This is a genomic window from Cytobacillus sp. EB106-05-05-XG126 (assembly GCF_058791715.1).
Genome location: NZ_JBYTDU010000015.1, coordinates 25102 through 38066, shown reverse-complemented (window position 1 = coordinate 38066; position 12965 = coordinate 25102). Strand labels below are relative to the sequence as shown.

Here is a 12965-nt window from a genome sequence, read left to right as displayed (position 1 = left end):
TCAGAGCACATCTAGTAATCTATTGAAATTTGGCGGTGTAGCTCAGCTGGCTAGAGCGTACGGTTCATACCCGTGAGGTCGGGGGTTCGATCCCCTCCGCCGCTATCAAAGAATGCGGAAGCGCCTCGGTCACCCCCGACCAGCACAAGACGATTCTCCCAGAAAGGTGTTCTTTACCTTTTTGGGAGGAGCGGCTTGTGACCTCGAGGGGGTAGGCGCTGAAGCTGGACTAAATGAAATGCGGAAGCGCGTTGTCCAAATTTATTATTATCCTGGCCCGTTGGTCAAGCGGTTAAGACACCGCCCTTTCACGGCGGTAACACGGGTTCGAATCCCGTACGGGTCATTTCAAAAGAGCGTCAGCCTTAGGCTGGCGTTTTTTTGATGGCTGAATTTGCGTTAAACAGCACAAAAAAACAAGCCCAGCCGGACTTGTTTTCCATCCTGCTATATAGATCGATCAGCAGCAAGTTAGCCTCGCTTAGCTCCTCTTCCTCCGCGTTTGGATTCAGTATGGCGTTTTAGCGATGACAGACGATCCTCGCTGTCCTTCAGGAAACGGGCCATTTTGGCTTCAAAGTTTTCTTTAGGGCGATGGTCATTTGATCGGTTATGGCGAGGGCGGCCAGAATTGGAATTCGCTCTGAATTCTTTTCTGTCTCCTCTTTCAGGTCTTTCAGAACGCTCAGGCCGGTCTTTTGCCTTTTTAATGGATAATCCAATCTTGCCGTCCTTTTCGACATTAATGACTTTTACTTCAACCACGTCACCCACTTTTAGGTGCTCATTAATATCTTTTACATATTTGTCAGCGACTTCACTTATGTGCACCAGACCGGTTGAGCCTTCCGGCAGCTCCACAAATGCTCCGAAATTTGTAATGCCTGTAACCTTTCCTGTTAACTTGCTGCCTGCTTCGATTGACATTAAAAAAACTGCCTCCTTGAAAGATATAAAGTGAAACTTCAATCAGTGGGGGTTTTCCTTATCCCCCACTGATTGTTAGTCGCGTTCTAGTGTCGCTAAGATCTCCGCTATCGCTTCGATCAATCGACACTACGAACCCGATTGGTTCAACTAAGCCTCTGCCTTAGCGCCGGCAAGTTTCACTGTATCTCACCAATCGGGCCTTTACGGGCAGTTTGATCCCCACTTATCCTCCTTTGATTCCTCAGAGTCTTGAAGTGGGGGTCTTACTGCCCGTTAGACTGCGATAAAGTGAAACTTTTTATATATTATACAGAAACCAAAAAAAGAGTGTCAATATAGCGTCAGTCGGCCTTTTTTTCTTTCTTCTTTTCTTTTTCCGCATCTTCTTCAGGGAGGTTAAAGATGATTTCGTTATTGTCAGATAGGAAATAATCCTTGCGGGCAAGCTTCGCGATATACTCATCATCATTCAGCTTAACAATTTCTTCTTCGAGCATAACTTCTTTTTTCTTCAGGTCAGAAAGCTCCTGATCCAGCCTGGTTTTCTCTTCCACTTTTTCTTCCAGAGCAGCAGACTGCGAAACGAGTGTTGTGATCATAAAAAATGAAACGACGGCTGCCAGTGTGAAAAATGCTGCTAATCTGCGAAATAAAAGCTTTTTCTTCCGGCCTGCACTGATCTCTGCTGCTTCCTGCTGTTTGACATAGCTGGTTTCCATTTTGGCTACATTTTTCTTCTTGGTGGCACTCACTTCCGCACTCCCTCCTTACTCTTTAGGTTTTTTCCACTTTGCTGTCCATTTTAAAACATAATTCTTTATCCGCTGTAAATATCCTGCCAATTTATTATATAACTTCTCGACTGTTTTTTTAATCTTTTTCGGCAAAAGTTTCCATAAAAGTGACAAAATCCATTTGACAGGCAGAAAAACGATCTTCAAGATGAACCAAAAGACTCGAAGTATAACTTTTAAAAGGGAATAAAGTCCTTTTCCAAGCATGACGGCAATCGCAATTAACGCCATAATCAGACCCTGGATGGGTTTATAAATGAGCAAAGTTAAGGTCTTCACGAAAAAGCGGTATATGGAGATCGCCATTCGGATGGATATCTCCAATACCCGCAGATACATTTTCTTAAATAAACTTTGATAAGCGGCAAACCCGCACAGCAAAGCAATGAAAATATAAAACCTCAGTTCACCCTTATTCACCAGGAATAAAATATAGAAGATTGCCAGACCCTGTACGATCCAAAAAAGAATATCATTAATGAAAACAAGCCAGCTTTTCCGCTTAGTCCTTTGCAGAAAACGATTATACGTATCAAGGGCAGCCCCAAATACACTTCCCATGCCAATCATCGCCAGCATGGTCACAAATTGAGTGGTCAGTGTCATCGGAACAACTTGCTAAAGAAACCTTTAGCTTTATCTCCATTCTGATCGTCAATATAAACAAGGTCAAATACCTTCCCTTTGATGGAAACAATTCCCTTGTCCACATCCAGATTCTTCATCTGCAGATTCTGCCCTCTAATCGCAAGGAACCCCATCACCGTCTCCAGCAAAAACTCTTCATTATCAAAGCTTTCCACCTGTTTAACACCCGTAATATCAATCAGCCTTCTGCCTCTCATAATGACATCATGTTCCTGAGTATTGGTTTTGTTTGAATTTGCCTCATAATATTGACTCATTATTCATCCCCCGCAATCACATAGTACAACCTTTTTGTACATGTTTATGAATGGGGGGATTAAAATAGAACAAGCCAACAAGAAAAGCGCAAGGCGCCCGCCTATCGGCGACAAGCATAAGACGAGCCGGCTGAAAGGTTGTTCTTTAACCTTTTAGACGGATTGAAAGAAATGTTGAGGCGACTGCCCAGGGACGACTAGCATAAGACGATCCCTGTAAGAAGGTGTTTTTTCCTTCTGTAAGGGAGCGGCTTATGACCTCGAGTCCCTAGGAGCCGAAACAAGACAAGCTTATGACCTCGAGCCGATGGCGCCTGGAGCTAGACAGTTATCGTAGTTCAATGATATAAATTCTGATATTATAAGAAAAGCAGGAGCTCATAGGTCTTATGCTTCCGATTCCACTTTTTCTTCCTTCACAATCGAGTACATGCCGGCCGCATCTTCCTTGCGGGTCGTTTCCTGCAGGCGTTCCACCTTAACCGTTACCAGCTTCTGGCCGAAGCGGACTTGAAGCTCATCTCCCACTTTAACAGTGGAGCTTGCTTTGGCCTGCTGTCCGTTTATCGTGATCCTTCCCTGATCAGAAACCTCTTTTGCCAGTGTTCTTCTTTTGATAAGTCTTGATACTTTTAAAAATTTATCTAATCTCATGTAACGCCACTCCTCTATTAATAGCCTTTTGATTTTGCCTCATTCCAGAATTCATCAAGCTGTTCGAGCGTAAAGTCTTCAAATTTTCTGCCGCTCATCATTACCCGCTCTTCCACATACTTAAAGCGGCGGATGAACTTTTCATTTGTTTTTCTCACAGCGTCTTCGGCATCCATTTTATAAAAACGTGCAATATTCACAAGAGCGAACAGGATATCGCCAAATTCCGGCTCCATCTCCGGGCTGGAGTCCGCTGCTTCCTTTTCGAATTCGGCAATCTCTTCTTTTACCTTCTCCCAGGCAGGCTCAACTTCCTTCCAGTCAAAGCCTACTTTTGCTGCTTTCTTCTGAATTTCAGCCGCTCTCATTAAGTTCGGGAATGATTTCGGGACAGAATCCATCATGGATTCCTGTTTGTCACCCTTTTCTTCCTGCTTAATGCTCTGCCAATTTTTCAGGACATCTTCTTCATTTTCAGCCTGCACATCGCCAAAGACATGAGGATGGCGGCGGACCATTTTTTCGGAAAGGCCTTCAATCACATCATCAATGGCAAAATAGCCTTCATCCTCGCCGATTTGAGCATGAAGCATCACCTGGAGAAGGACATCGCCCAGTTCTTCCGTCATATGCTCGGTATCTTCATTATCAATCGCTTCAATCAGCTCATAGGCTTCTTCGATTAAATATTTCTTTAGTGATTCATGAGTTTGCTTTTTATCCCATGGACAGCCGTTTGGTCCGCGCAATTCAGCGATAATGCTGCGCAGCTTTGAAAAGTCTTTATAAAGGACAGTCTCATCTTTTACAGGGGGCACATATACGGAAGTTAAGTTATTCAGCTCCATATTATGATCCAATTCATGCAGCTGCACCTTTTTGATCACTTCTTCGCTGCTTCCGGCAGCTGTTACAATATAAACCTCGTAATCGTAAGGCAGTTTTTCCATCAATGTCAGCTTGACGTCACTCGCAATAAACTGATCATACACCTGTCCAATGATGACGTGCTGTACCACCTGAATTTCATCCCTTTTCAGATCGGTTCCATCCAGAAGCTGAAAACCTTCGATCGGATCGATCTTCAATGACTGAAATAGAGGATCCAGGAAGCTTTGTCCTCCTCCAATGATAATCTCAATGCCTCTCTGCGGAGCCCGCTCTATGAGAAGCTGCACCGTACGCTCCGCAACAAGCGGATGCCCTGGAACTCCATATGTAATCTCTTTGGCAAGAGCTTCATTCAGGAGAAATTCACAAATCTCCTCATATACTTCTGCAAACTGCTCATGCTTTTCATAAATATGATCAAAAGACTGATACGTCAGCCCTTCTTGTTCGAGATCACGAAGAACCGGGTGCTCCTTAGTCCGCAGGTAAAGAGCCTCTGTATTTTTAAGCTGTCGATATACACCAAAAGGAAGCTGATTCAAATCTCCTGCTCCAAGTCCGAGAATGGTTATTTTTTTCATAAAGCGATTCATCTCCTAGTCTTTTTGGGAAGCAAGAACATGAGTTTGCTTCCAAGAGGCAGCAAAGCAAGCTCTTCCTCTTTAAAAGTATTGCCTTTAAACATGATATACAAATACGTAAAGCCTCCGAGCGCTACGCCGCTTAATGCCTGGAATCCGGCAAACGTTCTGCCCGGTTCCGGGATAGGCAGCAGTGCTGTCGCGTGCAGGTACAGCTGCAGAACAACTGACATTATTAGTGCTGCGAATCCAGCCGCTAATAGAAAGCGCAGTGAAATCAATGAAATTTTCAAGTATACCTGAAGCTTTCCTATAAGAAGCATGAGGACGGCCGTAAGGGCTATGCATGAGGCCACCGCTGCACCGATTGTGCCGTATGATGGCACCAATAGCGTATTCAGGATGAGTTTTGCCGCAAATCCAAGCAGAATGGCTCCTGCCGGGAAAAAGATGAACCCAAGTCCCTGTAAAATGCCGGTAATGGTGATGATCAGGCTGCTCAGCAAAATCAGCAGACTGAGAATCGCCAGGACATCCGATCCTGATGAGTTTTCAAACAGCATAATATTTGCAGGCTTTATGATATTCCAGAGCCCAACGGTTGCCGCAGCTCCGACCAGAATGCCGATTTGAAGGGCAAGCCTGATTTTACTATGAAGGAATGCGGGATGATTTTTCATTTTTTCTTTGGAAATGAGCGGCACCAGCGACAAGGACATGGATGTTGCCACGACAATGCCCAGCTGGACAATCGGCTGTCCGCGGTCATACACGCCTTTTAGCGCCTTGGCCTCTTCCCCTTCAATTCCGGATGCCAAGAGGAGCGAGTATAAATTAAACGAATCTGCCAGCTGAATGAAAATAAGCACCAGACTGCTGATGCAGATGGCAAATCCCTGTATGATAATCGTTTTCGCCAGCTTGCCGCCTTGTTTAAAATCAATTGAAATGGAGGACGGCAGGCTTTTTCTTTCTTTTATATAAAAAAAAGTAATTAAAATCAGGACGGCGATGACTCCGCCGGTAACAGCCCCGAACATGGCCCCGCCTCCCACCATGTAGAGGGAATTTCCTCCCTTAACCAGCAGATAAGCGGCAAGCAGGATCGTAACGACCCTGATAAGCTGTTCTCCTACCTGGGAAACCGCGGTTGGAACCATGTCCCCTTTCCCTTGAAAATATCCCCGGAAGAGAGACAGAATGGGAAAAAGAAGAAACACGGCTGCCACCACTCTTAGCAGAATTGCCAGCTGCGGATCGCCCATCCTGACAGCCAGCCAGTCCGAGCCCCAATACAGGATGGAAAACCCGATAAAACCTATTATGAATAGAACAAAGGCAGATACGGCAAATAAATTTTGAATATCCTGCTCTTTCTTTAGAGCAGCCTGTTCGGCATAAAGCTTAGAAATAATGACCGGAAACCCGTATGTAGATAACACAATGATGATTCCATAGAACGGATAAACCTGCTGATATATATAAAACCCCACATCCCCGACAATATTCTGAAAGGGGACCCGGTAAATAGCGCTTAAAATTTTTGTAATCAAGGCAGCGACAGTCAGGATAAACGCACCTCTAAACAAATCGCCGGATGTCTGAACGGGCCTCAGGTTGCCCATCTCCTTCCAATTGAATTCGAAAGTATTATAGCATATTGGGGCTTTGTGCGGGATTTTTCGGTTGTGCACGGATGCTTCTTTGCACTGAGTTTACACGCCAAAGAAAAAAGGCAGCATTCCGCTACCCCTTTCATTAAGTATTCATTTTTATGATTCCATTTGTCTGGCCAGGAAGCCTGCTGCTGTTTCAACTGCTTTTTGTTCCACATCGCCAAGTGAATCTTCTTTTGCAAAAATGATAACTGCACCAATTGGGTCGCCGTTTGCAATGATAGGGCCAATTGTATAAGCAGAGGAAGATTCAGTGTTCCCGTCCACCAGTGAAATATCGCCTGACTGGTTTACCAGTACTGAACTGCGTTCTTCCATTGTTTTTTCAACAAGATCGCTTATATTCTTGTTTAAATAGTCCTTTTTAGAACCGCCTGCAACAGCAATGTAAGTATCTCTGTCACAGATTAACACTGGATTTCCCAGGCTGTCATATAATGCTTCTGCATATTCTTTTGCAAAATCGCTCAGTTCACTGATTGGTGAATATTTCTTTAAGATGACTTCTCCATCACGATCTACGAAAATCTCCAGCGGGTCCCCCTCACGAATACGCAATGTTCTGCGGATTTCTTTAGGAATGACTACACGACCCAAATCATCGATACGACGAACTATACCTGTTGCTTTCATCCAACGTTGCCTCACTTTCATCTGATGATTTTTAGAAAAGCGGAAGCGCCCATCAAGATGTATGAACATCTGCTAAAAACCGCCACGTCCTGTGGCGAACGCAGATGCCAGCACATCCTGTGCCAGTCCGACAAGCATAAGACGAATCACGCAGGAAACCTCCCAAAGCTCGCTTTGGTCGGGCGATGTATCGCTGCCGAAGCTTTCCTTGTCCTGATTTCTGGAGTGATTTGGCTTATGACTCGAGGGGCTAGGCGCTGGAGCTAGACATTCTCTTCAGCGCCAGCACTTGCTCTTTCCTCTTCTGGCTATGATCCATAATTGGGAGAAAATGAATGCATCGCCATGTTTGAACTTAGTATCTTTCATATGGAAAGTTATATACGTGCACAAAAACTTTTTCTCGTAGATGTTATTCATTCCATTTCCGGATAAACATTCCAAATGGTCTTCGTTTAAAAATACCCTTGTCAGAACGAGATAAACATTTCTAATATTTCATTTTTTTGACAGATTGATGTCCAAGAGTTACGCAGTTGGATGTTCTTGTTCCTTCCTAGCTTCCTGCATTCCCTTAATCACTTCGTAGGCAATGTTGAGCCATTCATTTGTTTTGACGCCTTTAATATGGAGGACTGCTTTCAGCTTCTTTCCATCCATGCCCAGGCCGATCATCCGCCCGTATTTGCTGGTGATCTGGAAAATCTTCTGTCCGTCTATATGTTCGCTGGCCTTTTCAGATAAAAGAATCAGCACTTCTTGTTTGGATTGCTTAACTATCTCGACTCCTGCCATTTCACCATAAGCCTTCATTTCGGCAATCTGAAATAAGTAGCCTACCTCATCCGGATATTCGCCAAAACGGTCGATCATTTCATCCTGAAGCTCTTCTACATCTTCAAGAGAGGAAATGCCGCGGAATCGCTTATACATTTCAATTTTCTGATGGCCATCAGACAAGTAGAAATCAGGAATATAGGCATCAACATCCAGATCGATTTCAATTTTAGCCGGCTTTTCTTCGATGCCATCCAGCTTATCTTTCCGTTCTTCAATCGCTTCTTTCAGCATTTGCGAATACAGATCAAAACCGACGGAGTCGATAAATCCATGCTGTTCAGCTCCAAGCAGATTGCCTGCGCCCCTGATGGATAAATCCCGCATGGCAATTTTGAAGCCTGAACCGAGCTCCGTAAATTCCTTGATGGCCTGAAGCCGCTTTTCGGCTACTTCTGTTAATACTTTATCTTTTCGATACGTAAAATACGCGTAGGCAACCCTGTTGGAACGGCCAACCCGGCCCCTGAGCTGATAAAGCTGGGACAGACCCATTTTGTCTGCATCATGGACAATCAGCGTGTTGACATTTGGAATATCAACGCCTGTTTCAATAATCGTTGTGCTGACGAGAACATCGGACTCGCCTTCAAGGAAGCTTAACATAACAGATTCTAACTCATTTTCCGTCATTTTCCCATGGGCATATGTTACCCTTGCATCTGGAACCAGCATGGATATTTCCTCGGCTTTTCGTTCTATATCCTCCACCCGGTTATATAGAAAATAGACCTGTCCATCCCGCGCCAGTTCCCTTTCAATGGCCTCACGAACCAGTGCACCATTGTATTCCATCACATAGGTTTGAACCGGGAATCGGTTTTCAGGCGGTGTTTCAATAACTGAAAGATCCCTGACGCCAAGCATTGACATATGAAGGGTTCTCGGGATTGGCGTGGCTGTCAGAGTAAGGACATCTACATTGGTCTTAAGCTGCTTGATCTTTTCTTTATGTGTCACACCAAAGCGCTGCTCTTCATCAATAATGAGCAGGCCTAAATCTCTATACTGGATATCCTTTGATAAAATCCGGTGTGTGCCGACAACTACGTCAATAGTCCCTGCCTTTAAGCCCTTTAGCGTTTCGGTCTGCTGCTTTTTTGTTCTGAATCGGCTTAATAGCCCGATTTCGATCGGGTAATCCTGGAATCGTTCTCTCATTGTTTCATAGTGCTGCTGAGCAAGGATAGTCGTCGGTACGAGGATGGCAACCTGCTTTCCATCTGCAATTGCCTTAAAGGCGGCACGAATGGCCACTTCTGTTTTCCCATAGCCCACATCTCCGCATAATAAGCGGTCCATCGGGCGCTCCCTCTCCATATCCTTCTTAATTTCATGGATGGAGCGGATCTGGTCCTCTGTTTCCTGGTAAGGGAAGGCCGCTTCAAACTCTCTTTGCATATCCCCATCCGGATTGAAGGCATAGCCTTTTGATGCCTCTCGCTCTGCATAAAGCTTGATCAGATCATCCGCAATATCCTGAACAGATGATTGAACCTTCTTCTTAACACGCTTCCAGTCGTTTCCGCCCAGCTTGTAAATTTTAGGCTCTTTTGCTTCGGAGCCGACATATTTCTGGACAAGATCAATCTGCTCCACCGGCACATACAGCTTGTCGCTGCCCTGGTAGCGGATATGGAGATAATCTTTATGGACTCCATTAATCTCAAGGGTTTCAATCCCCAGGTACTTTCCGATCCCGTGATTGACGTGAACGACATAGTCCCCAACCTTCAGTTCGGAATAGCTTTTGATTCTTTCCGCATTTGAAAGCTTTTGCCTGCGGGCCTTCTTTTTCGTGCGTTTGTTAAAAAGCTCTTCTTCCGTAATAACGGCCAGCTTTTGCCCTGGAAGCTCAAATCCGGTCTGCAGACTGCCCTCTGTAATTTGGATTTTCCCTGTTAAAACCGGGTCATTCTCACTCACAAATGCTGCTTCAATCTCGTAGTCTTCAAGCACTCTTTGCAGTTTTTTGATCCGCTCTTCATCAGGACCCAGGAATACGACCGAATATCTGCCCTTTTTCCATCTGTCCAGCTCGCTTTTCAGCACATGCATCTGTCCATGGAAATTCTGCATCTGTTTGCAGGTGACATTAATGATGTTTTGCGGGTTGGTATTCGGTACATGTCTCAGGAACAGCGACATATACGTAATCGGATGCTTGGAGCGGTGCAAAAACTCTTTTAACGTGTGTGACACCTTCACATCATGAATGATCTGGCCTTCACCTAAAAGGCTTGTATACCACTCAGCCTCTTCCTTATCCAGGGAGTCGTTCATTTCCTGAACACGGCTGATTTCATCAATGAAAATTAAGCCATTGGCAGGGAGATAGTCTACTAAACTACTTCCTTCCTCAAAGGCAAATGAAAGGTATTTGAAAAGCTGTTCAGGCTTGTTCCCCATTCGCAGCTGTTCTAATTCGTAGCCAACATTCTGGGCCAGCTGCGTTTTCGCTTTATCGTCTTTCAATTTTTTCAGGCTTGATCCCAAACCTTTTTCCAGTTTTTCAATTATGGTCTGGAAGTGCTCTGAATCAAGAGGAATTTCGGTTGCAGGTCCAATCGAAATCTCGGTTAACTTTTCTTTTGATCTCTGGTCCTCCAAAGAAAATGTCCGGATCGAATCCACTTCCGTATCAAACAGCTCAATCCTTACCGGATCCGCTTCAGTCAGTGGATAGATATCAATGATTCCGCCCCTGACACTGAATTCTCCTGGCGAAGAAACCATCTCCGAACGGACATAGCCCATCTGAACAAATTTTTTTAATTGATCATCAGTCAAATCATCGCCTATTTTTAAAGACAGCTGGTAGTTTGTCCAGTGGTTTGGAGGCGGAAGAATTTTTCTTAGCCCAGCCATCGGGACAATCATGATACCTGTCTTATGTGTACTCCAATAATTTAAAGCCTCAATCCGCTGGGCCTTTAACTCTGGACTTGCAATCCCCATTTCAGCTGCGATCAATTCATTGGCAGGATACAAAAACACTTCTGATTCTCCTGCCAGATTGACGATATCATCATATAGCTTCTGTGCCTGCAGAAGGTTGTGCGTCACAACAAGCATCGGCCTTCCCGATTGCTCATATATGGAAGACAAAAACAAGGTGCGTGCCGATCCTGATAAACCGGCAAGCATCTGCTCCCTCAGTCCTTCTTCAATGCCAGACAAGATGGAACTTACATCATCCTGCCGGCTAATAATCTCTTTAAGACCAAACATGAAAGCCCCTCCTATAAGAAAAGCGTAAGCGCCTTGCCCACCCCCGACAAGCACAAGACGAGCCTCACAGAAAGGCGTTCTTTGCCTTTTTGAGAGGATTGGCTTGTGACCTCGAGGGGATAGGCGCTGAAGCTAGACAGTTCTCGAAGTTAAAAGTTATATTTTTTTATCTTTTTAGAAAAGCGCAAGCGCCTTGATCACCCCCGACTCCTCGAGGGGGTAGATATTCAAAGTTTCTTTATCTTTCAAAAGCGCAAGCGCCTTGCTTACCCCGTTATCCTCGAGGGGCCAGGCACTTGAGCTAGGCAAAATTTCATTTCTTTTATAAAAGCGCTCCGGCAGTAAAACCGCCAAAAGGCAGATGTCATTCCAGGCTCCATTGAACCGGAAAACTGACAGTCTGCAAAATCCATTTTCCTATCATTAATCTTACTAAATAAAATAAGGATCCAACAAGAAACTATAGAACGGTTTCTATTAAATTTAATGATGCCTCAAAACAGAAATAGAAAAACGCTTTGGATTGCCTCCAAAGCTTGTTAATGAATAATAAAGTCCTGCTGATGATAATCCGGATTGCGTTCAAGTGATTCCTGGCAATCCTCACAGATCGCTCTTACATGCATATCTCCTGATTGGTCATATGAGATCATCTCCTGGCGTTCCTGATCGTTTAGCTTATGGAAGCCAAGCTGCTCTGAGTAAACAGAGCTGTTCTCTATTGAACCAATCTTTGTTCCGCAATGACGGCAATGATAATGAATAGCCATGCCTGTCCCTCCCGTTAAACTGTCCATATATCCTAGTATGGACTCCGGGCAGGGAACTTATTCACGCATCCGCGCTGCCGCCAAAGGTGAGATACATTATTCTATGAAAAGATTAATAAAATATGAAGATTATTGATTAAAATCATTCATAACCTGTAAAAACGGTTTTCTGAACCATTCCTCACAGGCCTCTGCGCACTTTTTAGCCGTTTCGTCCATGATGGCCTGTTCTTCTTTCGTGAATCGGCCGAGCACATAGTCCGGCACCTTCATGCCGCTTGGCGGACGGTCGATCCCGACTCGGATTCTGTTAAATTCCTGTGTTCCCAGATGTGCGATTGTCGACTTGATCCCATTGTGGCCGCCTGCGCTCCCTTTTTGGCGGAGCCGGATCTTGCCCACAGGAAGATCCAGATCATCATAGATGACCACAAGTTCATCATCATTAATCTCGAAGTAATCCATAACTGCCCGGATGGACTCTCCGGATAAATTCATATATGTAAGTGGCTTAAGCAAAAAGACTTTTTCCCCATTCACATACCCTGTGCCAAATACGCCTTTCAGCTTGGCCTGATTCAGAGGGATATTCAGCCGGTCGGATAAAACATCAATCACATCAAAGCCAATATTGTGCCTGGTTTTATCATACTGCTTGCCGGGATTCCCCAGCCCTACAATTAACTTCATTTTCTCACCCCATATTAGAAAAGCGCAAGTGCACCCGTGAATTACCTGGCGTGTGCGCTGAGTTCATCTATTCTCTTTTTTTATTATAGTAGAAAGTGTGTGGTTCGGTAAGAAGATTCTGCTTGAATGATGCCGGTTTGGACTCTGCGCGCGCTTTTTTCGGTCTCTCTGTCCGAAGTTGGGAAAGGTTCGGACTCTGACAACTCTTTTTCCGATTTCTGTGTCTGAAGTTGGGACGGGTTCGGACTATGCGTGCGGTTTTCTGCTTTTTGTGTCCGAAGTTGAACCAGGTTCGGACTCTGACAACTCTTTCCCTGCTTTTTGTGTCCGAAGTTGAACCAGGTTCAGACTCTAACCACTCTTTTCCTGCTTT

Annotated in this window: 11 protein-coding genes and 2 tRNA genes; 2 read left to right on the top strand and 11 right to left on the bottom strand. The window is 44.7% G+C overall.

Annotated features, from left to right (window positions below; genetic code table 11):
• The first annotated feature begins 31 nt into the window (after window positions 1-31).
• Window positions 32-105: transfer RNA gene (locus tag AC3WTL_RS22145), tRNA-Met, on the top strand.
• A 169-nt stretch (window positions 106-274) separates the two neighbouring features.
• A tRNA-Glu gene (locus AC3WTL_RS22140) sits at window positions 275-346 on the top strand.
• Window positions 347-471: 125 nt separating this feature from the next.
• Here AC3WTL_RS22140 and AC3WTL_RS22135 read toward each other — a convergent pair.
• The 11 genes from AC3WTL_RS22135 to pth all read right to left on the bottom strand — a co-directional run bounded on the left by AC3WTL_RS22135 (window position 472) and on the right by pth (window position 12592).
• Window positions 472-927, bottom strand: coding sequence for a S1 domain-containing RNA-binding protein (locus AC3WTL_RS22135; protein WP_492370052.1), 456 nt, complete (start codon window positions 925-927; stop codon window positions 472-474).
• Between the two features lie 344 nt (window positions 928-1271).
• On the bottom strand, window positions 1272-1682 hold the full coding sequence (locus AC3WTL_RS22130) for an FtsB family cell division protein (RefSeq protein ID WP_048009794.1): 411 nt from the start codon (window positions 1680-1682) through the stop codon (window positions 1272-1274).
• A 15-nt stretch (window positions 1683-1697) separates the two neighbouring features.
• Window positions 1698-2330 (bottom strand): spore cortex biosynthesis protein YabQ, encoded by a 633-nt coding sequence (gene yabQ, locus AC3WTL_RS22125; RefSeq protein WP_048009793.1) that lies wholly within the window; start codon window positions 2328-2330, stop codon window positions 1698-1700.
• Window positions 2327-2629 (bottom strand): sporulation protein YabP, encoded by a 303-nt coding sequence (gene yabP, locus AC3WTL_RS22120; protein ID WP_197249098.1) that lies wholly within the window; start codon window positions 2627-2629, stop codon window positions 2327-2329. The genes yabQ and yabP overlap by 4 nt, the downstream gene beginning before the upstream one ends.
• 387 nt (window positions 2630-3016) lie before the next feature.
• On the bottom strand, window positions 3017-3283 hold the full coding sequence (locus AC3WTL_RS22115) for an RNA-binding S4 domain-containing protein (protein WP_035332980.1): 267 nt from the start codon (window positions 3281-3283) through the stop codon (window positions 3017-3019).
• 17 nt (window positions 3284-3300) lie between these two features.
• A complete protein-coding gene (gene yabN, locus AC3WTL_RS22110; RefSeq protein WP_222501574.1) occupies window positions 3301-4755 on the bottom strand; it encodes a bifunctional methyltransferase/pyrophosphohydrolase YabN in 1455 nt (484 codons plus the stop codon).
• Between the two features lie 8 nt (window positions 4756-4763).
• Window positions 4764-6371 (bottom strand): putative polysaccharide biosynthesis protein, encoded by a 1608-nt coding sequence (locus tag AC3WTL_RS22105; RefSeq protein ID WP_222501595.1) that lies wholly within the window; start codon window positions 6369-6371, stop codon window positions 4764-4766.
• A 156-nt stretch (window positions 6372-6527) separates the two neighbouring features.
• Window positions 6528-7064: a stage V sporulation protein T gene (spoVT, locus tag AC3WTL_RS22100; RefSeq protein WP_009336655.1), complete on the bottom strand. Its 537-nt coding sequence runs from the start codon at window positions 7062-7064 to the stop codon at window positions 6528-6530.
• Between the two features lie 528 nt (window positions 7065-7592).
• The gene (gene mfd / locus AC3WTL_RS22095) at window positions 7593-11132 is read right to left on the bottom strand and encodes a transcription-repair coupling factor (protein WP_457989657.1); all 3540 of its coding nucleotides are present in this window, start codon (window positions 11130-11132) and stop codon (window positions 7593-7595) included.
• A 539-nt stretch (window positions 11133-11671) separates the two neighbouring features.
• Window positions 11672-11902, bottom strand: coding sequence for an anti-sigma-F factor Fin (gene fin / locus AC3WTL_RS22090; RefSeq protein ID WP_048009787.1), 231 nt, complete (start codon window positions 11900-11902; stop codon window positions 11672-11674).
• A gap of 129 nt (window positions 11903-12031) precedes the next feature.
• The gene (gene pth, locus AC3WTL_RS22085) at window positions 12032-12592 is read right to left on the bottom strand and encodes an aminoacyl-tRNA hydrolase (RefSeq protein WP_163145142.1); all 561 of its coding nucleotides are present in this window, start codon (window positions 12590-12592) and stop codon (window positions 12032-12034) included.
• Window positions 12593-12965: the final 373 nt, after the last annotated feature.

Bases quoted from the DNA above. Each gene is read 5' to 3' on its own strand.
- AC3WTL_RS22135 (WP_492370052.1), bottom strand. From the start codon at position 927: ATGTCAATCGAAGCAGGCAGCAAGTTAACAGGAAAGGTTACAGGCATT.
- yabQ (WP_048009793.1), bottom strand. From the start codon at position 2,330: ATGACACTGACCACTCAATTTGTGACCATGCTGGCGATGATTGGCATG.
- pth (WP_163145142.1), bottom strand. From the start codon at position 12,592: ATGAAGTTAATTGTAGGGCTGGGGAATCCCGGCAAGCAGTATGATAAA.
- yabN (WP_222501574.1), bottom strand. From the start codon at position 4,755: ATGAAAAAAATAACCATTCTCGGACTTGGAGCAGGAGATTTGAATCAG.
- mfd (WP_457989657.1), bottom strand. From the start codon at position 11,132: ATGTTTGGTCTTAAAGAGATTATTAGCCGGCAGGATGATGTAAGTTCC.
- yabP (WP_197249098.1), bottom strand. From the start codon at position 2,629: ATGAGTCAATATTATGAGGCAAATTCAAACAAAACCAATACTCAGGAA.
- spoVT (WP_009336655.1), bottom strand. From the start codon at position 7,064: ATGAAAGCAACAGGTATAGTTCGTCGTATCGATGATTTGGGTCGTGTA.
- AC3WTL_RS22115 (WP_035332980.1), bottom strand. From the start codon at position 3,283: ATGAGATTAGATAAATTTTTAAAAGTATCAAGACTTATCAAAAGAAGA.
- fin (WP_048009787.1), bottom strand. From the start codon at position 11,902: ATGGCTATTCATTATCATTGCCGTCATTGCGGAACAAAGATTGGTTCA.